Genomic DNA, 22,650 nt, shown 5'->3' with positions numbered 1-22,650 from the left:
TGCACACTTTTCGTGTACATGCGATCACCATACCCCTTTTTCGTGTCCCTTCTCTTCGTGGGCCTGCAGCGCTGTCGAAGTGCGTTCGCTACGGGCAAGTGGATGCGGTTGCCCGGTGACTGCGACCAGCGCTTCCGCGCATTCGACCAGGGATGCCTTCGTGTAGATCGGTGTCGCAGTCGTGCCCGGGTCTCGGTGGGCCGCATACCGGCGTGCAACCGCTTCCCCGAACTCTCGCTCGACAAAAGTCAAGGTGGTATGCCGTAGCCAGTGCACGGTCACACCTTTCGCGTCAGCCCAGGGCAGATACCGGCGGAACCGGCCGTGGAGGTTGTCGTAGCGTCGACCGGTGATCGGGTTCCCGCCGCGGGTTCGCAGCACTCGGTGCTGGGCTTTCGCGGAACTTCCGCCTCGGGTCTCGACATGTTCGACGAGTCTGCGCATGAGCAGGGGAGTCACAGGATGCCACGCGTCCACGCCGCCTTTGTGATGCAGCAGGACGGTGCAATCGCCAGCGCTCAACTCGTCCAGACGCAGTTTGAGCGCGGCTTCACGGCGGCATGCCGTCTCGATGTGCAGGCGCACGATCAGAGCGTCCAACTCGACATCGTTGCCCGTTTCAGACGCGACGCGCCCCAGATCGGAAACCTGCTCTGGAGTCAAAGCGTGACGGCTGCTTTCCAGCTTCCGCGGCATCGGGACCTTGGCCGCGGGGTTGTCCGCCGGAGCAATCAAGCTGTCCATCTCGGCGAAGCGGTACAAACACCGCACCGCGTGCAGGAAGTTCCTGGCCGCGCCCGTACCTCCACGCCAATTCGACCTGACCACGGCGTTGGCCTTGTGCCGATTCATCAGATGAAGGATCTCGGTGGGCGTCGGCTCGCTCAAACGCCGGTGACCCCACTCGACCACGAGAATTCGCCAGTAAGTTGTGTAGCTCTCCCGCTGCAACACCGGCACAGCGCACGACACCCGAGGAACGAACTCACCGAACGTCGGCACCTCGACACCCGCCGCTGTGACATCCTTTCCTACGACCGTCAAGCCCAGCCGCGAGATCGCTTGCAGCAGTTCGGCCACCTCGGCGTCTTTCATCGCCCTTGCTGCCACGGGTCCGGGAAGTACGCCCACAGCGCCGCCGTCAACATCCGGGGCGGGTACACCACGAGTACCTCATCGGCGAGGGACACGGCTATCAACACCCGATCACCCGCATACAGCCGACACTTGTTGCGGATATCGGATGGAAGTATCAGAAACCTGCGTTGTTGGAGCGGCTGGCCATCGCGCGAGCGCCGAACCTTTACCACGCCGCGCTCTACGTCCATCGAAAGCGGTTGCCCTGGAGCCCAACCCAGCACTCTTACTGCAGATCTGGCAGCGAGCCGGCCTCGGTTGTCGATGGTCGTGACCGAACAGTAGAGGGGTGCGATCGGTGCCTCGTCCAGAGCAGCCGGGAACACGAAGTCCGCCAGCGCTTTCGACCGTCCCGGACGGGCAGCGACGGATTGGTACAACCCTTCGAACAACCCAGTGACCGGCTCGCGTTGCAGATCGCTTGGCGACGAGCTTGAACCCGGCATGTCTTGCGGGCCATCGTCACTCGCACACGGCCGCCCAGTCACTGATCGGCTCCAGCCATGACCGCGGTGATCACACCGCTGAAGATCGAGAGATTCAACCTTTGCCCAGCCTGCCAACCTACCTGCGAGAAGCTGTGAGGTCTCAGCGCTCGTAGTCTGGCGTTCCTCGCCGAATCCGCAGCACATCGGCCCGTCATCGGCGGGGTTTGGCTGTAACGGAGCAGAGGACTCACCCGAAATCCGCACCTGGGTTTAATCTCGGGGAGGACGGCGGCGAAAAGCCAGAAGTCCAACATCGAAGACATGGGGCACTTCTTTCGCACCCTGCCTACTGATTCTCCCAGCATCCATAAAAGCCGATTCTGGCCGTTTGCGCCACAACTGCGGGTGTGCGCGGTCCCTGCCAGCGTCGGTTGTGCGACACTGCCACCGACGGTCGGAAGTGCTGGCCCAGGTACAGGTACCGCAACGAAACCGTGGCTGTGGAAGTGTTTAACCCGGTCGTCGGAGGACGCGTTGGCCGCTACATTCCGGCGTGTCTTAGCGTGGCACGCCAAGGACCTCCTGCCCCCAGCGACTTTCGGCAACTTTGAGTGGGTGTGCTTTCAGCAGGTCCGCATCCTCGTCCGATTCTCGTTGGGGTCCAAGTCGGGAGGGGGAGCTGACCCATATCCCCAACCTCGCATTCGTCGCCGACCTGCAGTTATCCTGAGCATTCTCGGAGCGACTGCCAGGGGCGCGGGGTTGCGCCTTCGGCGGGGCGTGTCGAACATGGGAATGGGGGACGACCTGCGGTTTTCGGGTGGGCGGCTGGTTATCGAAGCGAATTACCAGCTGTAGTGACGGGTGGTGCCTGTCATCACTTCTCTGGGGATCTTCCGGGCGGCGACTGCCGATTCGGGAGAGTATTTGCAGCTCAGTGGCTTTCGCGCAGACTGTAGCAGATCATGACACGTGTGGTGCTGCAGTCGCTGGCCAGATCGAGGTCAGGCGGGGCGTGGTGCGTACATGATGATCGCGACGCCGATCTGGCAGACCACGGCGCCGGTGAGGTCCCAGCGGTCGGGAGTCGTCCAAGGCCAAGATCGTATTACCTCAGAACTGTAGGGCTCCCCAAACCCAGCCGCCGCCACCGGGCACAACCGCGCAGCCAGATCGGAAAGGTCTTGGCGGGCATCGACGGAAGTGTGCGATGGCGTGTGCACGCCTGGGATCACGTTCGGTGCCGCTTGCGGAGCCTGGGCTGTGTTTTCGGTGATTGCTCGGTCGGTGTGCTGTGCGGGGGAGTCGTCCACAACGTGGCCGGTAGCGTACGGATGCTCGTCGCCGTGAGTGGAGTGGGCGAGGGCCAACAGTGCGACGGTGGATTGCGCCATCGACCCTTCGATGATCAACGGCCACAACCACGCCTCGCTGTGCGGGACGACGGGCGTGATCACCGTCGATCACCCCCGCCAGCAAACATTCCCGAGGGTGCCGCAGAGTCGATTTCCGGCAGATGCGCCACATATCGGCGCAGGTCAGAGCAGAGAATCACAGGTCAACCTCCGTGTGTGCGATTGCACTCGCACACACGGCACCGATATCCAACAAAAATGTTGCAGATCCGTGCGCGAGAGGGGACTTGATCACGAATCTCTGTCATCGATGACGCGGATTGGTGTTCAAGTGGAGGCTATTTCGGTTCGCTGGAGCATAGCATAGAGTCGCCGGTGAAGTTGCAATGTCTGTATTCTGTTGATTTGTAACGATTTTCGGTACTGCGGTGGAAGTAGCTGAGTGGGACCGTTGTCGCGTTCTGTCGGTTGGTTCGGTTTCGGTCTGTTGCCTGCTTCAAACGGGTTGTGGCATGGGCGGAATCGCTGATCAGAATGTTGTCCAGTGTGGTGCCGGTCTCGTGTTGTGGGCGACCGGGAGCGTGGCTGCCAGAGTGACGTTTCGTAGGTCGGACACCACTTCTGAGCCATACTGCTATCGGTACTGTGCATCGACGCTGACCGGGCCCGCAACCGTCATTGACGGCAATCGACACGCCCACAACGACATTCAGGGCGGGTAGGACTGCGGTGCGTGGCCTCGAGGTCAAGCGGAAGCCCCACATGGGCAACGAACCGGCGAGACTCATGTAGCGGCCGTAGGCAAGGATGACCAACAGCACGCCGTAGTCGCGTGGCCAAGTCCGTGCCGGCAGTACAGCGGCGCCTCCCGCGACGATCAGTACGACTCCCAGGACCAGTGCGGGGGCTCCGAGTGCGGTGATATCGTCGTTGCTGCGCTGGGTATTCGGCGAGGGGACACTTTTGGTGCCTTTCGCCGATGGACGTGGGCCGCTCGGTGCCATCGACTCCGGTGGTGATCACCCAGGGGCCTTCGTCGAACTCCTGCACCGCGGCGGCGACGATCGGGGTTCCCAGTTCGTCCCCGACAACGATCTTCGCGCCGGAGTCGGCCAGGATGTAGGCCACCTCGGGTCCGGTCAGGCGGAAGTTGATCGGCACCGCTATGGCGCCGAGAAGGTTTGCGGCGAGGATGATTTCGACAAACTCGGGGCGGTTCCCCGCGACGAGGGCAACGCGGTCACCGAACCCGACACCCCGAGACGAGAATCCCCGCGCCAGCCGATGGATCCGGTCGCGTAGCTGCACCCAGGTCGCGGTCGTCCCATTGAACCGGATCGCCGCACGGTCACCGAGGACCGCGGCATGCCGCTCCGCATGGTTCATCCGATGCGACCGGCGGGCGAGCTGGGGTTGTTCGGCGGGCTTGGAGTGCACGTGATTTCACCGTTCTTGGAGTTCTTCGCGTGTTGCTCGATCAACCACTCGTGGATTCGATCGGCGACATCGGCCCAGCCGGGCTCGAGCATCAGATTGTGGCCCATATCTGCTGGCCTGGGTGGCTTATGACCGTGGCCAGGCCGAGCGGGCGGCCGGATTGGCCGCTGCCGCCGGGCATGTGTGGCGTTCGCTGGGGACGTCCCTGGACGCCTTCGGCCCGCAGCTGTCCGAATCCCTCGAGCGCCACACCCCCGCCGCGTTCGGAATGGTTGACGCCGGAACGCGGTCGGTCCGCCGACCGCATTCGGGATCTCGGTGACGTTATCGAGCTAGGACTGGGACCGGAGGAACACACCGTCGGCGGATCGCGCGTGGCGGCGCAGCCGTTGACCAAGCGGGAACTCGAGGTGGCCGCTCTCGTCGAGAGCGGTCTGTCGAACCGTGAGATCGCGCAGCGGTTGGTCATCTCGAAGCGAACGGCCGACGGCCACATCGAGCGGATCCTCGGGAAACTGGGGTTCACGTCCCGGGCACAGATCGCCGCGTGGATGGCGCGGCACACCAAATCTCAACTCTGACAATAGCCGTGGCCTGTGAGGGGCGGTCGCGGCAGCAATAGGGAGCACAATGCGACGCACGATCTATGACACCGACCATGACGACTTCCGGGATTCGGTGCGAGGATTCGTCGGCCGGGTCCTGCAGCCTCGGCATGAACAGATGCTGGCGGACAAGACGATTCCGCGTGACATCTGGAAGGAAGCCGGGACACAGGGGCTGCTCGGCCTGGCGATACCGGAACAGTACGGCGGTGCCGGAGCTGATGAATTCCGATTCAGTACCATTGTCGCGGAGGAGATTTCGTCACTGAGCCTGGGAATCGCCTCATGCTTCAGCATCCACTCCGATGTGTGTCCGCCCTACCTGGTCGAGTTCGGCACCGAGGAACAGAAACGGCGATGGCTGCCAGGAATGGCCGCGGGGGAGCTGATCTGCGGTATCGGCATGACCGCGGTTCGAGATCATGCCGTGCGAGGCAGCTGCGCCCGGGCGAGCGTCTGGGAGGCGGATGCGCAGACGCGGCGCAGTGCGTGCTCCAGTCGGCGGCTGTCGAACCGGCCATGTCGTCCGGCTACGGAGAGAGCGGCGATCGCGCGGCCCCGGGAGTCGAAAACCGGTGCGGCCAAGCACACCAGCCCGAGGCGGCTTTCCTGATCGTCGTCGGCGATGCCGTTCGCGCGGATGGTCGCGAGCTCGTCCGCGAGGCGATCCGGATCGGTACGGGTATGGGAAGTGAGGGCTGGGAGCCCTCCTGCGATAACCCTGGCGGCGGTGTGGGAATCGTACGCGAGCAAGATCTTCCCGACAGCGGTCGCGTGCGCGGGGAGCCGCCCGCCGATTCGCGAGGGAGCCGGGATCGTGCGATGTCCGTATAGCTTGGCCAGGTACACGACGTCGGTGTCGTGCAGGGCCGCCAGATGCACTGTGTGACGGGTCATCTCGTACAGGTCGGTCAGGAACGGCAGCAGCAGGTCCCGGACGCGCTCATGCTCGGGCGAGTACACCGCCTGGCCCAGCTGATGCAGCCGAGCTCCGAGCCGGTAGCCGGTGCCGATACGTTCGACCACGCCGTTTCGCTCGAGCATCCCGAGCACCCGGAAGGCCGTCGATTTGGAAAGATCTGCGCGCCGGGCGAGCTCACTGACACCGACACCGGTGCTGGCCTGGTCTCCGAAGGCGACCAGCAGGCTGATGGCCTTGTCGACGGCGGCGCGATCGTCGCGGACCGGATCGGCAAAGGACGTGGTCATTGTGAGTTCCTCCGGCTAACGGCTGGTGTCCAATCTGATACACCGCCTCGGCACTTATATATGACAATCATGCAAACTGGCGGGCCGTTCGTCAATAATGACGACTGGCATATTAAAAGTGACGATCTGTACGTGATCAGGTGTCCGACCACACATTCAGCCCAGTGCGGCACGTGAGATGCTCGGATGTATGACCACTTCGGAATCTTCGCCGAGCGCCCGCCGCATGCGATCCGACGCGGCACGAAATCACGCCAAGATACTCGCCGCGGGGGACCGCCTGTTCTCCGAACGTGGATTGGATGTCACGCTCGACGATGTGGCCGCCGCCGCGGAGGTCGGAGTGGGGACTGTGTACCGGCGGTTCGCGAACAAATCCGAGTTGATCGCCGAGATCACCGGCGGATACGTCACTCGATTGGAGGCGGCTGCCGCGGCGGCCGACCGGAATCCGGATCCATGGTCGGGGTTGGCGGGCCTGCTCGAGCGAACCTGTGAGCTCGTGGCAGGAAACCGGGGACTGGCCGCTGCCATGAGCGAATCGGCCGACGGCGCAAGGACCTTCGCGCGCTTCGAAGCGGCCGTCGCGCCGGTTCTGGAGAACTTGGTGGACCGGGCCCGGGCCGACGGTGCAGTGCGAGCGGATCTCGCCCCGGCCGATGTTCTGGCATCGATCACGATGGTGCACTCCGTCGCGGCCTTCACCAGGGCTGTGCGGCCGGGCAACTGGCGGCGCTATCTGGCGTTGCTGTTGGATGGAATGCGGTACCCGGCCGCTCCGGCTGTTGAGCCCGCACTCACGATGGCGGAGATCCGGAGCGCGCGGGCGATCGCGGCGGCGCGGGACCGTCGCTGAATCAGAGGCAAGGACAACCCGGTTCATCAAGAGTGACGGCGGTTGCCGGGATCGCGCTCAGGGTGCGGTCGCGGGTACGTTTCGGTTCGAACGCGGCTGCTCGCTTGTGGAATCCGGTACCACGGTCACCCGGTCGATTCGTGATCGGCGATTGGCCATCTGCTATCGCACACACTCTCAGCCGGCCCCTAGTGGAAGTTGACCGTCTGTTCGTCAACAATGACGACATGTACATCAAAAGTGACGGCAAGATCGACGAGAACGAGCTGGTGGCTCGGAACGTCCGTCGGTATCGCCGTGAGCGGGCCATGTCCATCGGCGAACTAGCCCGTCGTTCCGGGTTGTCGAAACAGACCCTGTCCAAGATCGAACAGGGAGTCGGCAATCCCACCGTGGAGACGCTGGCGTTACTGGGCGCCGCGCTGGATGTGTCGGTGCGTCGACTGCTGACCGAATGGGGTACCCCCGTCTATGTCCAGCGGGCGAGTGAAGCGGAATGGTTCGAGTCGATGAACCGGTCCGAGCGCATGCTCGACGAGACCTACGGTTCGGGCTATGTGCGGACGCTCGTGCTGCGGCTGGAGCGGGACAGGCAGCAATCGACCACGATCGAGCCGCACGCCCCTGGCACCCTGCATCACCTCTATGTGATCACCGGCAAATTGCGCACTGGGCCTATCAGCGACTCGGTCGACTTGGTCGCTGGTGATTTCGTTCGGTTTCCGGGTGATGTGCCTCACTGCTATGTCTGCCTGACTGACCGCGTGGTCGCTCACATGGTGACGACGTATCCACAAGTGCGTCAGTTCGGTCCCACGGTGCACGAGGGCTCGCACCGGCCGGGGGTTCCGATGACCGTGCCGGACTGACCAGGCCGGTGCGCGGACCCTGGTAGCAGCAATGCGAACATCGCCAGGACGATCATCAGCAGGCTCGTGACCAAAGCGAGCCAGCAGTATCGCTCTGGGGCGTGTCCGTCCACTGGACGCCGGGCTCGCGGTCGGGAGCGAATCACGTGCCCGGCACGTGGTCGAGGTCCATGTCGACGGCGGTGACCCAATCTGGTTCCGCAACCAGCACACGGAGTTCGATGTCGGGCAGGTCGACGTCGACGACGTAGCGGAATCCTGCTGCCCGCGCGTATTCCAGGGTGCTCGGATCGTCGGTTGGCACCGCGAAAATGACCTTGCGGCACTGGGAATCCGCGGCCTGGACGGCGGAGGTGAGCACTCGGAGCGTGTCCATCTTCTCTTGCGGGTCACCGTCGCTGATCCGGATCTCGAGGTCGTGAGATCCGACCGGATAGGCGTTGCGTAGTCGCCCCGCCACGCAACGTTCCAGCTCGACAGACGCGCGGAAGTCGGGCGTGCGGCAGATTTCGGCGAGAAGAATTGTACGCGAGCGGTCTTGGATGGCGAACGTCCACGGATCCGGCAATTCCAGGATTGGAACGGGGGGCGTGGTCATGGTCGCACTTCCTTGTCGATCAGATGCCGGATCCTGACCTTGTCGAGCTTTCCGGAGGCGTTGCGCGGCACGGTTTCGACAACATGCAACCGCCGAGGAAGTTTGTACCGTGCGAGTTTCGACGCCGTGTGCTGCCGGACATCCTCGAGCGTGAGCTCGGTCCCCGCCGCGCAGCTGATGACGGCCGTGACGGTCTCACCCCACTGATCATCGGGTGTGCCGATCACGGCGACATCGAGAATGCCGGGCAGATCGGCCAGCGCTCGTTCGACTTCGGCGGGATAGATGTTCTCGCCGCCGCTGACAATCATGTCCTTGAGCCGGTCGACGATGTAGAGGAAGCCGTCCTCGTCGAGGTATCCGATGTCCCCGGAGTGGAACCATCCCTCCCAGTCGAAGGCCGCACCGGTCGCCGCCGGGTTGTTCCAGTACCCCGGTGTGACGTTGGGGCCACGCACCACGACTTCACCGGCACTGCCAGCCGGTACGGGGGTATTCGTTGGGTCGACAACCCTGACCTCGGTGTGGGGCATGGGGATTCCTGCGGAACCGATCTTCGCCTCGGTGAACTCGGCGGGGAGATGGGTTGCGAAGGGCGCGGTTTCGGTCAATCCCCACGCCTGCTGCAACGTGATCCCCAGTGCTGCATAGTGTTCGATGAGAGACGTCGGGACCGGAGCTCCGGCCACCACAATGGTGCGCAGATGGGGGAGCGCTGTGCGAGCCAACTCGGGCACCCGTGCCAGCGCGGCGAGCATGGCTGGAACCGCGAAAAACGAATTGACCTCGAAGTCGATCAGATCGCGAAGAAAAACAACAGGTTCGAAGCCGCGGCGGATCACCAATGTGCCCCCGCGGACCAACGTGCGCAGTGCCAGTGCGTTGAGGCCGCCGATATGGAACAGCGGGGCGGCGGCGTGGGTAACGTCTCCGCGACGGGTGTCGAGACGAGAATCGACGTTGATCCCGTTCCACCATAGATTGCCGTAGGTGAGAATCACGCCTTTGGGGAATCCGGTTGTGCCGGAAGTGAACATGAGGATCGCGGGCTGGTCGAAAACCCGTCGTAGCGGGACTGTCGTCGGCTTTCTCATGGTGGTGAGTAGCGGGCTCCAAGGCTCCCACCCCAGAGGCGAGCCCTCCGCCGGCACTTCGGTGTCGTCGTCGACGAGCAGAAGGAGACGCACAGCGGTTTCATGCCGCACCGCGTCCAACAACTCACGATGACTGGGCTCACAGACCGCGGCGATGGCGCCGCTGCCGCGCAGCACCGCGCCCAACTCCGGCTCGGCGAGACGGAAGTTGACGGGCACGAAGATGGCACCCAATCGGAAGGCGGCGAGCATGGTGATCAGGAACGCGGGACTGTTGAGGCCGAGATAGGCGATCCGGTCTCCGGCGCCCACACCGCGGTCGGCGAGGGCGGCTGCGAGTCGTGCGGCTCGAACGTCGAGCTGCGCGAAGGTGAGATCGCCTCCCGCATACCGGATCGCGAGTTTGCCCGGGTGGTGGTGGGCGGTCACCGCGATCGCGGATGCTGGATTGACATCTACTGTGGCACCGGGACTCACCGGATGCGTCATGGTCATCGAAACTCCTTTGGCTCGCGGCCGGGCGTGTCAGAGGTGGTCGCCGCCGGCTGCGCTGGCGAAACCGCGCACTCGGATGCCACCGTCGACCTCGATTGCCTGGCCGGTGATGGGGCCGCTCTGTTCACGGGACGCGAGCAGCACATAGGAACCGGTGAAGTCACGGGGATCGGTGCTGGAGTCGTGCAGCGGAATGGGGGGCGGCGGCGTATCGGCGGTCCGCTTGGCGAACGACGTCGCTATCGAACGATCGCGCAGGGCAAGGGATTCCGGTCCGCGCAGGTCGGTGTTCATGCCGCCGCAGGCGACGCCGTTGACGCGTACCTTCGGTGCCAGTTCGTAGGCGAGTTCGCGCATCAGACCCAGACAGGCATGCTTGCTCGCCGTGTAGATCGGTCCCCCTCCGGCGACATAGAAAGAGGCGTTGGACAAGGTCATGATGATGCTGCCGCGCGTCTTCACCAGTTCGCGCCAGGCGGCCTCGGCGGCCAGCATGTAGCCCTTGACGTTGATCGCGAACAACTCGTCGAATGTGGCGGACAGCTCCTCGGCGGTCAGCCTGGTGAGCTGGCGCTGGTAGTCCCAGATACCGGCGTTCGTCACCAGGGTGTCGAGTTTGCCGAATTCGGTCACGGTTTCGCCGACGGCCGCGTGGAGCTGCTCGGAATCGCGGACATCGGCCTGTACGGCGTGCATGCGGGATCGGTCCGGCGAGTTCGCGCATACCTCCTTCAGCCGGTCGAGGTCCCGGCCAACTATCGTGACCGAAGCGCCTTCGGCGACAAAGCGTTCCGCCACGGCGCGACCGATGCCGGAGCCGCCGCCGGTGATGAGTGCGACGTAGCCGTCGAGCCAGCCGCTCATGCCAGATCCGCCAGGAAGTCGCCGACGAGTCGTTCGAATTCGCGTGCGCGTTCCAGCTGTACCCAATGCCCGCAGTCGCCGAAGACATGCAGCTGCACGTTGCGGATGTTCTTGAGCATGATCTGTGCGCCGTCGAGGGTGATCGTCCGGTCATCGCGGCCCCACAGCAGCAGGGTCGGTGCCTTGATCTTGTGCAGTTCGCGCCAGAGCGGATCCATGCCGTGGCGTTTCGCGAAGGCGGCGTTGTAGCGGTGGTAGAACTCGATGTGGCTGTCGTCCAGCGACGCCTCGTAGCGGGCCTTGATCACCTCCGCACCGAACTGTTTGTGGTCGAAGACCATGGTGCGGATGAAGTTGGCCATCTTCTTCTCGCTGGGCCCGCCGCTGTTGTAGTAGCGGAACATCTCCTTCTGGCCCTCGGTCGGAGTAGGGCCGAACGGCAGCCAGCCGCCGCCGGGGGCCATGAGCACCAGACCGGAGATCCGCTCGGGCTGCGACTGCGCCATGGCGATCGCGGCCGCACCGCCGAGGCTGTTGCCGAGCAGATTGAACCGGTCGATGCCGAGCGAGTCCAGGGTCTGGAAGAGGGCGTCGACGGTGATCTGCGTGATCGAGCGCGCGTCGAGCGCGGCCTCGTCGGGCCGGTAGCTGCCGCCGAATCCAGGCTGGTCGGGCAGGATCACGCGGAAGCGGGTGGCCAGCGCGGCCAGGTTCTGGTGATAGTTGCTGACTCCGGACGCCCCCGGGCCGCCGCCGTGCAGCATGACCAGCACCGGGCCCGATCCCGCCTCGGCGACGGCGATCGGACCGAGCGTGGTCGCGACGGTGTGGTGAGTGAGCTGAACGTCGTTCTGCTGCACGGTGGTATCGAGTTCTGTGGTGGACACGATCGGGTTCCTCCCGTTAGAAGAAGGTGGATATGTTCTTGGCCTGCAGGATGTTCTGGTCCAGCAGGATGGTGCGGCGGGCCACTCGCAGCCCGGCCTCGTCGCGGCGCAGGATGTCGGTACGCCCACCCGCGAAGGTGTTCTCCTCGCGTTCGAGCCGGTTGCGGTAGACGAGGAATGCCGACCGAACGAGCAGGTCGTCGGCGGTGAAGCCCGCGTGCTCATTCGGATCGACGTGGTGCACAACCACATTGGTGATCATGTGTCGGGTGCGCGAGGGCGGGTCCTCGGCCCATGCCATGCCTGAGTCGAAACGGCGGATGCGCCAGGCCAGGCTTTCCTTGGACTCGTCGTAATAGGCGGCCTCACCGCGCGCGGCGATCGACAGGGCCTGCTGCCGTCGTAGCCGGTTGGTGCGGGTGGGCATCCAGTAGTCGAGGTCGTCGGCGAGCAACTCCAGCCAGTCGGTGAACCGGCCGTCGTCGAGCAGCTCTGCCTCGAAGTAGTAGAACTGTTCGACCTCGAAGTGGATATCGCGGTCTGCTCGTTGTCCGGCGAGCGACTGCGCTGTCGTGGTGCTCACGCTGTTATTCCATCCCTTCTTCAGGAGACCGCCGAAGCCGTTGTGCCGCAGAACGGCACATCATCCGCGCAGTAGTGTTCGAAGCCCGACCGACGGGTCCGCGAGCCGGTCCGGATCCACGGCGATTCCGCGATCGATGAGGCGGCGCGCCGCACGGACCGCCGCGGAATCGTCGACACCGACCGCACCGATGATCCGGTCACCAACCAGGCCGAAGGCAGCGAAAGCGGGATCGCCGAGTGCGCCGCGCAGTACGGTGCGCTCGGCTCCGCCCAGCGCGCCGACAACCTCGATGTGCCGGTGGTGGCGGTCGGTCCAGAACCATGAGGCACTGTCGGCCGGCGCGGCGATGCCGAGGATGGTCGCCGCGGCGCGCTGACCGTCACGCTGTGCGGCTTCCCAATGCTCAGTGCGTGGCGACAGGTCCCCGTCGCGGCGGGTGCGGGCGGGGTCGCCGACCGCGAGCACTGCGGGATTGGAGGTGGTCTGCGTGTGGTCGACGACGATGCCCCGGTCGACGTCGAGTCCGGCGGCCTCTGCGAGCCTGGTCTCGGGTGCCATACCTACACCGAGGACGACCACGTCGAAGTTGTCGGTCCGGTCGGTTCCGGTCAGCAGTGCCTCGATGCCGGAAGCGTTGTCGCGCAACGTCTGCACACCGGCACGTATGGTGCGGATACCGCGGGCGCTGTGCTGCTCATGCATCCATTGGGCGATCTCGGCGCCGACGGCTACCGTCAACGGCGGGCGGACCGGGTCTACGAGTGTGACCTCGCATCCGAGATCGACTGCGGTGGAGGCGACTTCGGCCCCGATCAAACCCGCGCCGACAACCAGCACCCGGGCGCCGGGCGTCAAGGCGGCTCGCAGCCGCGTCGCGTCGTCGGCTGTGCGGAGCACGTGTACCCGGGTGCTGGTGCTGTCTGGAATCGGGGGACGAGCGGCACTGCCGCCGGTGGCGAGCACGACCCGGTCGGCGGTGATCGCCGTGCCGTCGAACAGCTCCACCTCACCGGTGGAAGTGTGCAATGCGGTGACCTTGCTTGCTGGAATTAGTCGAATCTTGTTGTCGTCATACCACTGCGGCGTTTGCAATGCGATCTCGGTGAGCTGTTTGGCGCCGCTGAGGAAGTCCTTGGACAGCGGCGGCCGGTCATAGGGAAACTCACCGGTGTCCACGATAGTGACGTCGCCGACGAATCCCCCCGTGCGGAGTGAGGCGGCGGTACTGACACCCGCGATGCCGCCGCCGACGATCACGACGCTGCCGATCATGGCGCCTCGTTCGGGAACAGGTAGACCTCGCCGTCGCGGACTTCGACGCGGTGCGGACGCGCATCCCGGGTAGCTGGGAGGCATTGCACCTCGCCGCTTTTCAGACAGAACTTGCTCGAATGCATTGGGCATTCCACGAATCCGCCCTCGACCCAGCCTTCGGCGAGGGACGCGATCTCGTGCGGGCAGGTGTCATCGAGGGCGTAGACGCTGCCATCGTCGTCGCGCAGGAGCGCGACGTCGTCGTCGGTGCCGGTGACGGCCTTGCCGATCGCGATACCCTCGCCCACCGGGATCTCGTCCAATGCCGCGACGCGGATTCCATTGCTGCTCATCGGGTTTCCTTCTCGTGCCAGGCCGGGGTGTTCATCAGGTCGCGCCAGCGGCCGTAGAAGGCCCGGCCAGCCGCGTCGCTGTACAGTTCGCTGGTGGTGCCGGGGTGGCGGCCATCCTCTCGCTCGGAGCCGATCCCCATCTGGTAGTTCAGGGGCACCGAGTTGGTGATGAAGCCGTGCGAGATCGCCTGCACCTCGCTCCAGTTCTCACCGTCGTCCTGCTCGAAGATGCCGCTGGGGCCGAAGGTTCGCAGGTTGTACAGCCGCTGTGCCTCACGCACTTCCGGCGGCATCGACTTGTCGACCACGGTCCAGGACCACACCTCCATCCGGTCGGGCCCCTTGGGATGCCAGACGCGGATGGTGCCGATCACCGGGAGGTAGGAGAAGTTCGGGAAGACCGTGGCATGGCCATCGGTGAGCGGTCCCTCCACCCGGGCCTCGCCGAGACGCTCGCGCAGCGCGTCATAGTCGATCCACTCGTGGACCTTCTGGGCGTTGAACCGGTTCTTCGCATGCACCGGGAAACCCGCGCCGTGCCCGTTCGGATCGAGGAACTGACGACCCGTGCGGTGCACGATCTCGTTCTTGGGATTCTTGGTGGGGGACAACACCATCAGCGCCGAGGCGTGGCTCATGTTGACGTGGTACCAGTCGGTGGCGAACTGCTCGGCTGCCAGCTTCCAGTTGCCCTCCAACACCCATTTGTGCACGCCGCCGACGATCACGGTGCCTTCGTCGTCGTGGTCCAGCATGGCGTCGAGATACCAGGCCATATCGCCGAGATAGTCACGCAGCGGCGAGGGCTGGGGATTCCAGGTGCCGAAGATCAGCCCGCGGTAGGTCTCTACGTGCGGCACCTCGACCAGGCCCCAGTCCTTGGTGTCGAACGATTCCGGATAGCCGTCCTTGTTCGGGATCGAGACGAGCTTGCCGTCGAGATCGTAGGCCCAGCCGTGATAGGTGCAGGTGAAGTTGCGGGTCGCCCCTTCATCGGCGCGGCAGACACGGGCACCGCGGTGGCGGCAGGAATTCAGGTAGGCGCGGATGCGCCGGTCCTTGTCCATCGTGACGATGACCGGGTCCTCGCCCATGTAGGTGGTGAAGAAATCGCCCGGTTTGTGGAACTGGTCGATGTGCGCGAGGAACAGCCAGTTCGGAGCGAAGACGCGCCTCAGCTCCTGCCGGTACAACTGCTCGTCGGTGAATATGGCCCGATCCAGCAGGCCGGTGTCGCTGTCGACCAGCCCCGAGACATCGATGTTGCGGACCAGCGCGGCTGGGCGGCGCAATGCGCCACACGGTGTGGCACATGCGGCTTCGCGGCCGGTGGCGGGTTCGATGGTGGAGGTCATGTGTACCAGGGAAGCGGTCGGGCCGGGCCGATCTCCACCGCACGTGCCGCAGGGCGGCACATGCGTCCAGGCAACGATAGCCGTGATGTCGGATCCTCCCACCTCGTTCCATTGGACGGCACGCGCGCTATGAAGCGACGGGCCTCGCACGCGACCGTGGCTGGCATGCTCGCAGCACAGGCAATCGCACAGAGTGCTACCGATCCGCTCTCAGGATTGGTAGTGCGCGATATTCCCGTCCCTATCCCGAAGCCCGGGTGGACGCTCGTCCGCGTGGTGGCGACATCGCTGAACATGCACGATCTGTGGACACTGCGCGGTGTCGGCCATCCACCCGAACGGCTGCCCATCATCCTCGGCTGTGATGCGGTGGGTTACGACGCCGCCGGTAACGAAGTGATCGTCCACCCCGTGATCGCTGATCCGGACGCGGGCGATGGCGACGAAACGCTGGACCCGAACCGGGCGTTGATGTCGGAACTTCACGACGGCACGTTCGCCGAATTCCTCACCGTTCCGACACGCAACCTCGTGCCGAAGCCGACGTGGCTGTCCTTCGAGGAGGCGGCTTGTCTGCCCGTCGCGTGGACGACCGCATACCGGATGTTGTTCACCAAGGCGGGCATTCGCGCGGGGGACCGGGTGCTCGTGCAGGGCGCCGGCGGGGGAGTCGCCTCTGCTGCAATCAAACTCGCCGTCGGTGCGGGTGCCGTGGTCTACGCGACCAGCCGCAGCGCCGCGAAGCGGCGCGAGGCTCTGGCGTGGGGTGCACACGTGGCTGTCCCGAGCGGTGAGCGGCTGCCCGAAAAGGTCGACGTTGTCATCGAGACCGTTGGCGCGGCGACGTGGGAGCACTCGTTGCGCTCATTGCGGCCCGGCGGAGCGGTCGTCGTTGCCGGGGCGACCAGCGGTGCCCAGCCGCCGGCCGATCTCGCACGGATCTTCTATCTGCAGCAGCGCATTCTCGGTTCCACGGGCTGCACCCGAGGTGAATTGGTATCCATGCTGCGCATGATGGAGTCCACCGGCGTGCGCCCCGTCATCGATCGGACGTTCCCGCTCACCGATATTCACAAGGGCTTCCAGCTCATGATCGACGGCGAGCTCACCGGCAAGGTCGTCATCAATCCTCCCGCTACGGCGCATTGACCGCCCGGCACTACTCACCTCCGAGGTACCACTCATGACCGCAGCAGCTGTGGGGCTGTCCCATTCGCCACTCATCGGCAAGAACGACCCCGAGCCGGATGTACTCGCCCGCGTCGGCGAGGCCGTCACGGCCGCAAGAGAATTCATCCAGGCATTCGATCCGGAACTTGTGGTGCTCTTCGCGCCCGACCATTACAACGGCTTCTTCTACAAGGAGATGCCGCCGTTCTGCCTGGCCACCGAGGCACACGCGGTCGGCGATTTCGGCACCACCGCCGGGCCGCTGTCAGTGGACTCCGGTGCTGCCAAGCTCATCGCGCGAGGGGTGCTCGATCGGGGCATCGATCTGACCGTGTCGTCGAGAATGACCGTCGACCACGGCTTCGTCCAGCCGTTGGAGATGCTGTTCGGCGGAATCGCCGAGGTGCCGGTCGTACCGGTGTTCGTCAACGGGGTGGCGACGCCGCTGGGTCCGGTGCACCGGATCCGGGCCCTGGGCACCGCCATCGGCGACACGGCCAACGAGCTCGGCCTCCGGGTGCTATACCTGGCCTCCGGTGGGCTTTCCCATGATCCGCCCGTGCCGGTGCTGGATGGCGCACCACCGCGCGTGGCCGACGCACTCATCGAAGGCCATCCGCCCACGCCGGTCCAGCGTGCCAAGGGCGAGGAACGAGTCGTGCAGGCTGGCCGTGACTACGTCGCCGGAACCTCGACGATGATCCCGATCAATCCGGATTGGGACAATCACCTGCTCGACGTGCTCCAAACCGGCGCCCTCGCGGAACTCGACGACTGGACCGTGGAGGGTATGGCAGAGCACGGTGGCGGCTCCGCACACGAAGTGCGTACCTGGATCGCGGCGTACGCGGCCCTCGCCGCCGGTGGCGAGTACGAGATGAATCACCGCTTCTACGAGGCGATTCCGGCTTGGATCGCCGGCTTCGCGGTAACGACGGCACGGCGTCGATGAAGTACCCGCACTACAGCGACAACGGCCTGACCGGCGCACCCGCGGTCGTGTTCCTCGGATCGCTGGGCACCAACCTCGAGATGTGGGAACCCCAGCTGCAGGCGTTCGGCCGCCACTACCGGACGATTGCGGTGGACCTGCCCGGCCACGGCCGCACCGCGGTCCCGCATGACCGCTGCACAGTGCGGGGATTCGCGGATCAGGTAGTGACGCTACTGGACGCGCTGGGCGTGGACCGCTTCTCTGTGGTGGGCCTCAGCTTGGGTGGCGCGGTCGCACAGGCTCTGGCAGGAATCTGGCAAGACCGGGTGGTCGGAGCTGTGATCGCGTGTCCCGCACCGAGTTACGACTCCGACTTTTGGCGGTCCCGCGCGCTGTACGTGCGCACACATGGTTTCATCGAGATCGTTCGCCGCACCGCGGATCGGCGCTTCGCGCCGGGTTTCGCCCGGCGCGCACCCGACGTATACGCGTCGTCACTGCTGACGCTCTCGACGATGAACCCCGCCGACTATGCCGCCTGCTGCGAAGCTTTGGCCGCACACAACGCCGCGATATTGCTGCCTCGCATCACCGCGCCGACCCTGGTGCTGGCGGGCGAGCTGGATCGGGTGACGCCTCCGTCGCTGGTGCGCGGAGTCGCCGAGGCGGTGCCAGGCGCGATCCTGCGGACTCTGGTCGGCTGCGGGCATCTCGCAAACGTGGAGGACCCGCAAGAGTTCAACGCCCTCGTCGGGGCACATCTCGAGAATTCGATTCGGCGTTTCGGGCGGGCGTACCGCACAGCGGAACAGCTGACTGGCAGCCCGGGTTTGCCCCGGGCATGATCGGCCCGGCAGCTATCGGAAGGACGTGAAACCACCATGAGCACAACCGAAATCGACGCGAACATCGTCGGATTGGCTGCCGACCGCATCACCGGCGCGATCCGCGAACTGCGGCCGGTCCCGCCGGTGCGTGACCTGATCGGCGTAGGCGACATCGCACTCGCCTACGCCGTTCAGGAAGAGCTGATTCGCCGCCGTGAAGCGGCAGGCGGTGTCGTCGTCGGCCGGAAGATCGGACTCACATCTCCCGCGGTGCAACAGCAGCTCGGTGTCGACCAGCCGGACTTCGGCGTGCTGCTCGCCGACATGGACGTCTCCGGTGCGGCCGAGATTCCTTCGCGGAAGCTGCTGCAGCCGAAGGCGGAGGCCGAGGTCGCCTTCGTGCTGAAATCGGATATGGCCGAAGGCGAACTGGACGACGCACAGATCCGCGCCGCGGTGGACTACGCGGTGGCCGCGCTCGAGATCGTGGACTCCCGCATCGCGGACTGGGACATCACCATCAGCGACACCGTGGCCGACAACGCTTCCAGCGGACTGTTCGTGCTGGCCGAGACGCGGCTCACGTTGGACGAGTTCACCCCGCGCGAAGTGACCATGCGGATGTACGCCGACGACGAGCTCGTGTCCGAGGGGACAGGCGCGGCCTGCCTCGGCGACCCGCTCAACGCCCTGGCCTGGTTGGCTCGCACCGCCCGCGAGTACGGAAACCCCTTGCGTGCCGGGCAGATCATCCTCTCCGGTGCGCTCGGCCCCATGGTTCCCGCCCCGCCCGGCACCCGCATTCGTGCCGACATCGGCCCGCTCGGTTCGGTGTCCGCCACGTTCTCCCCGAAGGAGGGGCAATGACCAAGACCAAGGTGGCCATCATCGGCTCCGGCAATATCGGCACCGATCTGATGATCAAGATCCTGCGCCTGTCCGACACCCTCGAGATGGGGGCGATGGTCGGCATCGACCCCGAATCGGATGGTCTGGCCCGGGCCAAGCGCCTGAAGGTGCCCGCGACTCATGAGGGGGTCGACGGGCTGACCAGCCTGCCCGGCTTCGACGACATCGAGATCGTGTTCGATGCGACCTCGGCCAAGGCGCACATCGCGAACGCGAAAAAGCTTGCGCCGTACGGCAAGACATTGATCGACCTCACCCCGGCCGCGATCGGCCCGTTCGTGGTACCGCCTGTCAACCTGGACGAGCACCTCGACGCCGGGGTGAGCAATGTCAACATGGTCACCTGCGGCGGACAGGCGACGATCCCCATGGTCGCGGCAGTCTCCGCTGTCACGCCGGTGCACTATGCGGAAATCGTCGCTTCCATCTCGTCGAAATCCGCCGGGCCCGGCACCCGCGCGAACATCGACGAATTCACCGAAACCACCTCCCACGCCATCGAAACCGTCGGCGGAGCGGCGCGCGGCAAAGCGATTATCATCCTGAATCCAGCCGAACCGCCGCTGATCATGCGTGACACCGTCTTCTGCCTCATCGGCGACGCCGACCACGACGCGATCCGGGCCTCGATCGCTGAAATGGCTGACCGGGTATCCCAATACGTGCCCGGTTACCGGCTCAAGCAGGAAGTCCAGTTCACCCCAATTCCGGCGGACGAGCCGGTCAACACCTTGGTGCCCGCCGGTGCGGGGCCGGTGACCACTCGGGTTTCGGTGTTCCTCGAAGTCGAAGGCGCGGCCCACTACCTGCCCGCCTACGCCGGGAACCTCGACATCATGACCTCCGCGGCGCTGCGCGTCGCGGAGTCCATCGCTCGACGCAAAACAACTGCCGCCGACGCTGATTCGCGTCTCGCCACGGAGGCTGCACGATGACCCGCCAGCTCTACATCCAAGACGTCACCCTCCGTGACGGCATGCATGCCATCCGTCACCGCATCGACCCCGCTGACGTCGGCCCCATCGTGGCGGCGCTGGCCGCCGCAGGCGTCGACGCCATCGAAGTCGCCCACGGTGACGGGCTCGCGGGCGGCTCGGTCAACTACGGCCCCGGCAGCCACACCGACTGGGAATGGATCGAGGCCGCCGCCGCCAACATCGGCGACGCCGTGCTCACCACCCTGCTGCTGCCCGGCATCGGCACCATCGCGGAACTGAAGCGCGCCCACGACCTGGGGGTGCGATCGGTGCGGATCGCCACCCACTGCACCGAGGCCGACATCTCCGCCCAGCACATCGGCACCGCCCGGGAACTCGGCATGGACGTGTCCGGATTCCTGATGATGAGTCATATGGCCGAGCCGAAGGAGCTAGCGGCCCAGGCCAAGCTGATGGAATCGTATGGCGCACAATGCGTCTACGTCACCGACTCCGGTGGCCGACTGACAATGGACGACGTGCGGGAGCGCATCCGCGCCTACCGCGACGTACTCGACGCCGACACCCAGATCGGCATCCACGCCCACGAAAACCTGTCGCTGTCGGTGGCCAACAGCGCCGTTGCCGTGGAAGAGGGTGTCACTCGCGTCGACGCCTCCCTCGCCGGCCAGGGGGCCGGTGCGGGAAACTGCCCGATCGAACCTTTCATCGCGGTCGCGAATATCAAAGGTTGGCAACACAACTGCGATCTCTTCGCCCTGCAGGACGCCGCCGACGACCTCGTGCGCCCGCTCCGTGACCGACCGGTCCAAGTCGACCGCGAAACTCTCACCCTCGGCTACGGCGGTGTGTACTCCTCGTTCCTCCGCCACGCTGAGCTGGCCGCCCAGCGCTATGGCGTCGACGCTCGGACCCTGCTTCTGGAGGTCGGTCGTCGACGGCTCGTCGGCGGCCAGGAAGACATGATCGTCGATATCGCCCTCGATCTCGTCGGTGAAAAGCAGCTCACGCCCGGAAGCTGATTTCCCGACGAACACCGGTGGCCCACCCCGCTCCTGGCCGGGGTGGCCATCGCCACCCTGACCCCTGGCCCCACCCAGGATGAATGCACTGTTCACCTGGGCCTACGACTGCGCAGATCAACGACGAACTCAGGAGAGCCGATATGGCGGAGGCAACCACGGCGCGGCAAGACGTGCGTTTCTTTTCGGGTGACGGCGAATGTCAGGCATGGCTTTACCTGCCGACGGTTGCAACGGTTTTCACACGTGTTCCCATCATCGTCATGGCCCACGGTTTCGGTGGCATCAAAGAGATGGGACTCGACAAATACGCCGAGCGTTTTGTGAAACGGGGCTACGCCTGCCTCGTATTCGACTACCGGCATTTTGGTGCCAGCAGCGGCGAACCACGTGAGCTGATCGACGTGGATCGCGAGCTCGAGGACTACCGAAGTGCGGTCGCCTACGCCAGAACAGTGCCGGAGGCTGATCCCGACCGCGTCGTTCTGTGGGGAACCTCGTTCGCGGGCGGCCACGTCACAGTGACCGCGGCCGACGATCCGCGCATCGCGGCGACGATTGCGCAGTGCCCGTTCACGGACGGCTTCGCAGCGGGTAAGCGGATGCCCTTCTTCACGCTTCTGAGACTCATGGGTCGCGCAGTTCAGGACTGGTGTGCAGCTCGACGGGGCAAGGAGCCCGTGCGAGTCGAAGTGGTCGGGGAGCCCGGAGAAGTCGCGGTGATGACAGCTCCCGACTCGAAGCCTGGTTTCGATTTGCTCATCGCGGATTCCGGCCTGACGAACTGGCGCAGCCAGGTCCCGGCCCGTGTCATGTTCCAAGTGCCCCGGTACATACCCGGCCGCCGCGCCAAAGATGTTCGTACACCGATCCTCTTCTGCATCTGCGATGGCGACAGCGTCACGCCGTCGGGGGAGACCGATCGATACGCCGCCCAGGCAGTTCACGGGGAGGTCCGCCATTACCGGGCAGGACATTTCGATATCTACGTGGGGGAACCGTTCGAGACAGTGATTCGCGACCAGATCCGCTTTCTTGAGCGGAACGTTCCAGTGGTTCGGTGATACGCGTTTCGTCAAATGACGGAAAACCAAATTGAAAGAGGGTCTGAGTCCTTCGAGAGCCGGAAGCGTTCGAGCGGTGCGTCTCACTTCCAGTGCAGCCACTCCGGCAGCGAGCAATCGATTCGAACAGTCTGCGTGCGTTTCGGTGTTTCCTCTAGCGCAGCGGCCAGGACCCTACCATCGGTCAGACGGATCTCAAGGTCGAAGTGCAGATGGATAATTTTGGGACGCCCGATCGCGAAGGTCTCTGCAGTTGAGCTCGATCTCGCAGTCCGCGTTCGGGGCGCGGGCTACGACAATTACAGGGATAAACCCGTGAAGCGGCTCCGGGTCGAGGTCGGTCTCAGTCAGCTCCAACTGGCCGAGCGCTCGGATCTCAGTCGACGCATCGTGATCAATCTCGA

Annotated in this window: 24 protein-coding genes and 2 pseudogenes; 13 read left to right on the top strand and 13 right to left on the bottom strand. The window is 64.9% G+C overall.

The genetic code is table 11. From position 1 onward, the window contains the following. Positions 1-24: 24 nt before the first annotated feature. From OIE68_RS17370 to OIE68_RS17355, 4 genes are all read right to left on the bottom strand, one after another. Positions 25-1,095 (bottom strand): site-specific integrase, encoded by a 1,071-nt coding sequence (locus OIE68_RS17370; protein WP_327100397.1) that lies wholly within the window; start codon positions 1,093-1,095, stop codon positions 25-27. Next, positions 1,092-1,328 (bottom strand): hypothetical protein, encoded by a 237-nt coding sequence (locus OIE68_RS17365; protein ID WP_327100396.1) that lies wholly within the window; start codon positions 1,326-1,328, stop codon positions 1,092-1,094. The genes OIE68_RS17370 and OIE68_RS17365 overlap by 4 nt, the downstream gene beginning before the upstream one ends. Positions 1,329-2,569: 1,241 nt before the next feature. Beyond that, the gene (locus OIE68_RS17360) at positions 2,570-3,022 is read right to left on the bottom strand and encodes a hypothetical protein (RefSeq protein ID WP_327100395.1); all 453 of its coding nucleotides are present in this window, start codon (positions 3,020-3,022) and stop codon (positions 2,570-2,572) included. Between the two features lie 573 nt (positions 3,023-3,595). Next, positions 3,596-4,306: an AMP-binding protein gene (locus OIE68_RS17355; protein ID WP_327101706.1), complete on the bottom strand. Its 711-nt coding sequence runs from the start codon at positions 4,304-4,306 to the stop codon at positions 3,596-3,598. A 172-nt stretch (positions 4,307-4,478) separates the two neighbouring features. Here OIE68_RS17355 and OIE68_RS17350 point away from each other — a divergent pair, with 172 nt between their 5' ends. The 3 genes and pseudogenes from OIE68_RS17350 to OIE68_RS47095 all read left to right on the top strand — a co-directional run. Then, positions 4,479-4,679, top strand: a complete 201-nt coding sequence (locus OIE68_RS17350; protein WP_327100394.1) for a hypothetical protein — start codon at positions 4,479-4,481, stop codon at positions 4,677-4,679. Between the two features lie 52 nt (positions 4,680-4,731). After that, positions 4,732-4,938: a helix-turn-helix transcriptional regulator gene (locus OIE68_RS17345; RefSeq protein ID WP_327100393.1), complete on the top strand. Its 207-nt coding sequence runs from the start codon at positions 4,732-4,734 to the stop codon at positions 4,936-4,938. A 49-nt stretch (positions 4,939-4,987) separates the two neighbouring features. Next, positions 4,988-5,335 (top strand): annotated as a pseudogene (locus OIE68_RS47095) (acyl-CoA dehydrogenase family protein); the annotation flags it as partial. A gap of 47 nt (positions 5,336-5,382) precedes the next feature. On the opposite strand, the gene OIE68_RS17340 reads toward OIE68_RS47095, so the two are convergent. Next, the gene (locus tag OIE68_RS17340; protein WP_327100392.1) at positions 5,383-6,171 is read right to left on the bottom strand and encodes an IclR family transcriptional regulator; all 789 of its coding nucleotides are present in this window, start codon (positions 6,169-6,171) and stop codon (positions 5,383-5,385) included. 190 nt (positions 6,172-6,361) lie between these two features. Here OIE68_RS17340 and OIE68_RS17335 point away from each other — a divergent pair, with 190 nt between their 5' ends. Together OIE68_RS17335 and OIE68_RS17330 are read left to right on the top strand one after the other, a co-directional pair. Then, positions 6,362-7,027: a helix-turn-helix domain-containing protein gene (locus OIE68_RS17335; protein WP_327100391.1), complete on the top strand. Its 666-nt coding sequence runs from the start codon at positions 6,362-6,364 to the stop codon at positions 7,025-7,027. Positions 7,028-7,254: 227 nt separating this feature from the next. Next, positions 7,255-7,896, top strand: a complete 642-nt coding sequence (locus tag OIE68_RS17330; RefSeq protein ID WP_327100390.1) for a helix-turn-helix domain-containing protein — start codon at positions 7,255-7,257, stop codon at positions 7,894-7,896. Between the two features lie 142 nt (positions 7,897-8,038). Here the strand turns inward: OIE68_RS17330 and OIE68_RS17325 are convergent, their stop codons facing one another. Genes OIE68_RS17325 through OIE68_RS17290 form a run of 8 tightly spaced genes read right to left on the bottom strand, consistent with a single transcriptional unit; the run spans position 8,039 to position 15,382 of the window. Next, positions 8,039-8,494, bottom strand: coding sequence for a hypothetical protein (locus OIE68_RS17325; protein WP_327100389.1), 456 nt, complete (start codon positions 8,492-8,494; stop codon positions 8,039-8,041). After that, a complete protein-coding gene (locus OIE68_RS17320) occupies positions 8,491-10,083 on the bottom strand; it encodes a long-chain fatty acid--CoA ligase (RefSeq protein ID WP_327100388.1) in 1,593 nt (530 codons plus the stop codon). Before OIE68_RS17320 ends, OIE68_RS17325 begins: the two co-directional genes overlap by 4 nt. A gap of 30 nt (positions 10,084-10,113) precedes the next feature. Beyond that, positions 10,114-10,947 (bottom strand): SDR family NAD(P)-dependent oxidoreductase, encoded by an 834-nt coding sequence (locus tag OIE68_RS17315; protein ID WP_327100387.1) that lies wholly within the window; start codon positions 10,945-10,947, stop codon positions 10,114-10,116. Continuing rightward, the gene (locus tag OIE68_RS17310) at positions 10,944-11,834 is read right to left on the bottom strand and encodes an alpha/beta fold hydrolase (RefSeq protein ID WP_396959124.1); all 891 of its coding nucleotides are present in this window, start codon (positions 11,832-11,834) and stop codon (positions 10,944-10,946) included. The genes OIE68_RS17315 and OIE68_RS17310 overlap by 4 nt, the downstream gene beginning before the upstream one ends. Before the next feature lie 16 nt (positions 11,835-11,850). Further along, entirely contained in the window at positions 11,851-12,417 is a 567-nt protein-coding gene (locus tag OIE68_RS17305) for a 3-phenylpropionate/cinnamic acid dioxygenase subunit beta (RefSeq protein WP_327100386.1), read from the bottom strand. 60 nt (positions 12,418-12,477) lie between these two features. Further along, positions 12,478-13,692, bottom strand: a complete 1,215-nt coding sequence (locus tag OIE68_RS17300) for an NAD(P)/FAD-dependent oxidoreductase (protein WP_327100385.1) — start codon at positions 13,690-13,692, stop codon at positions 12,478-12,480. Then, positions 13,689-14,027 carry a non-heme iron oxygenase ferredoxin subunit gene (locus OIE68_RS17295; RefSeq protein WP_327100384.1) on the bottom strand — a complete coding sequence of 113 codons (339 nt, stop codon included), beginning with the start codon at positions 14,025-14,027 and terminating at the stop codon, positions 13,689-13,691. The genes OIE68_RS17300 and OIE68_RS17295 overlap by 4 nt, the downstream gene beginning before the upstream one ends. After that, entirely contained in the window at positions 14,024-15,382 is a 1,359-nt protein-coding gene (locus OIE68_RS17290) for an aromatic ring-hydroxylating oxygenase subunit alpha (RefSeq protein ID WP_327100383.1), read from the bottom strand. The genes OIE68_RS17295 and OIE68_RS17290 overlap by 4 nt, the downstream gene beginning before the upstream one ends. A gap of 165 nt (positions 15,383-15,547) precedes the next feature. Between OIE68_RS17290 and OIE68_RS17285 the strand changes: the two genes are divergently transcribed. The 8 genes and pseudogenes from OIE68_RS17285 to OIE68_RS47090 all read left to right on the top strand — a co-directional run. Then, positions 15,548-16,531 (top strand): zinc-binding dehydrogenase, encoded by a 984-nt coding sequence (locus OIE68_RS17285; protein WP_327100382.1) that lies wholly within the window; start codon positions 15,548-15,550, stop codon positions 16,529-16,531. A 34-nt stretch (positions 16,532-16,565) separates the two neighbouring features. Further along, positions 16,566-17,504, top strand: coding sequence for a 3-carboxyethylcatechol 2,3-dioxygenase (locus OIE68_RS17280; protein WP_327100381.1), 939 nt, complete (start codon positions 16,566-16,568; stop codon positions 17,502-17,504). Further along, entirely contained in the window at positions 17,501-18,331 is an 831-nt protein-coding gene (locus OIE68_RS17275) for an alpha/beta fold hydrolase (RefSeq protein ID WP_327100380.1), read from the top strand. Before OIE68_RS17280 ends, OIE68_RS17275 begins: the two co-directional genes overlap by 4 nt. Positions 18,332-18,367: 36 nt before the next feature. Beyond that, positions 18,368-19,180, top strand: coding sequence for a 2-keto-4-pentenoate hydratase (locus OIE68_RS17270; RefSeq protein ID WP_327100379.1), 813 nt, complete (start codon positions 18,368-18,370; stop codon positions 19,178-19,180). Then, positions 19,177-20,157, top strand: a complete 981-nt coding sequence (locus OIE68_RS17265; RefSeq protein WP_327100378.1) for an acetaldehyde dehydrogenase (acetylating) — start codon at positions 19,177-19,179, stop codon at positions 20,155-20,157. The genes OIE68_RS17270 and OIE68_RS17265 overlap by 4 nt, the downstream gene beginning before the upstream one ends. Beyond that, the gene (gene dmpG, locus OIE68_RS17260) at positions 20,154-21,182 is read left to right on the top strand and encodes a 4-hydroxy-2-oxovalerate aldolase (RefSeq protein WP_327100377.1); all 1,029 of its coding nucleotides are present in this window, start codon (positions 20,154-20,156) and stop codon (positions 21,180-21,182) included. Before OIE68_RS17265 ends, dmpG begins: the two co-directional genes overlap by 4 nt. A gap of 83 nt (positions 21,183-21,265) precedes the next feature. Further along, a complete protein-coding gene (locus OIE68_RS17255; protein ID WP_397087447.1) occupies positions 21,266-22,246 on the top strand; it encodes an alpha/beta hydrolase in 981 nt (326 codons plus the stop codon). 15 nt (positions 22,247-22,261) lie between these two features. Continuing rightward, positions 22,262-22,642 (top strand): annotated as a pseudogene (locus tag OIE68_RS47090) (hypothetical protein); the annotation flags it as partial. Between the last annotated feature and the right edge of the window lie 8 nt (positions 22,643-22,650).

Source organism: Nocardia vinacea, assembly GCF_035920345.1.
Taxonomy (GTDB): domain Bacteria; phylum Actinomycetota; class Actinomycetes; order Mycobacteriales; family Mycobacteriaceae; genus Nocardia; species Nocardia vinacea_A.
The sequence above is the reverse complement of the archived record's forward strand: the minus strand, read 5'-3'. Positions and strand labels throughout refer to the sequence as shown.

Bases quoted from the DNA above. Each gene is read 5' to 3' on its own strand.
- OIE68_RS17335 (WP_327100391.1), top strand. From the start codon at position 6,362: ATGACCACTTCGGAATCTTCGCCGAGCGCCCGCCGCATGCGATCCGAC.
- OIE68_RS17255 (WP_397087447.1), top strand. From the start codon at position 21,266: ATGCACTGTTCACCTGGGCCTACGACTGCGCAGATCAACGACGAACTC.
- OIE68_RS17275 (WP_327100380.1), top strand. From the start codon at position 17,501: ATGAAGTACCCGCACTACAGCGACAACGGCCTGACCGGCGCACCCGCG.
- OIE68_RS17370 (WP_327100397.1), bottom strand. From the start codon at position 1,095: ATGAAAGACGCCGAGGTGGCCGAACTGCTGCAAGCGATCTCGCGGCTG.
- OIE68_RS17325 (WP_327100389.1), bottom strand. From the start codon at position 8,494: ATGACCACGCCCCCCGTTCCAATCCTGGAATTGCCGGATCCGTGGACG.
- OIE68_RS17315 (WP_327100387.1), bottom strand. From the start codon at position 10,947: ATGAGCGGCTGGCTCGACGGCTACGTCGCACTCATCACCGGCGGCGGC.
- OIE68_RS17300 (WP_327100385.1), bottom strand. From the start codon at position 13,692: ATGATCGGCAGCGTCGTGATCGTCGGCGGCGGCATCGCGGGTGTCAGT.
- OIE68_RS17330 (WP_327100390.1), top strand. From the start codon at position 7,255: ATGTACATCAAAAGTGACGGCAAGATCGACGAGAACGAGCTGGTGGCT.
- OIE68_RS17270 (WP_327100379.1), top strand. From the start codon at position 18,368: ATGAGCACAACCGAAATCGACGCGAACATCGTCGGATTGGCTGCCGAC.
- dmpG (WP_327100377.1), top strand. From the start codon at position 20,154: ATGACCCGCCAGCTCTACATCCAAGACGTCACCCTCCGTGACGGCATG.
- OIE68_RS17265 (WP_327100378.1), top strand. From the start codon at position 19,177: ATGACCAAGACCAAGGTGGCCATCATCGGCTCCGGCAATATCGGCACC.
- OIE68_RS17355 (WP_327101706.1), bottom strand. From the start codon at position 4,306: ATGAACCATGCGGAGCGGCATGCCGCGGTCCTCGGTGACCGTGCGGCG.
- OIE68_RS17290 (WP_327100383.1), bottom strand. From the start codon at position 15,382: ATGACCTCCACCATCGAACCCGCCACCGGCCGCGAAGCCGCATGTGCC.
- OIE68_RS17340 (WP_327100392.1), bottom strand. From the start codon at position 6,171: ATGACCACGTCCTTTGCCGATCCGGTCCGCGACGATCGCGCCGCCGTC.
- OIE68_RS17285 (WP_327100382.1), top strand. From the start codon at position 15,548: ATGCTCGCAGCACAGGCAATCGCACAGAGTGCTACCGATCCGCTCTCA.
- OIE68_RS17295 (WP_327100384.1), bottom strand. From the start codon at position 14,027: ATGAGCAGCAATGGAATCCGCGTCGCGGCATTGGACGAGATCCCGGTG.
- OIE68_RS17280 (WP_327100381.1), top strand. From the start codon at position 16,566: ATGACCGCAGCAGCTGTGGGGCTGTCCCATTCGCCACTCATCGGCAAG.
- OIE68_RS17365 (WP_327100396.1), bottom strand. From the start codon at position 1,328: ATGGACGTAGAGCGCGGCGTGGTAAAGGTTCGGCGCTCGCGCGATGGC.
- OIE68_RS17320 (WP_327100388.1), bottom strand. From the start codon at position 10,083: ATGACCATGACGCATCCGGTGAGTCCCGGTGCCACAGTAGATGTCAAT.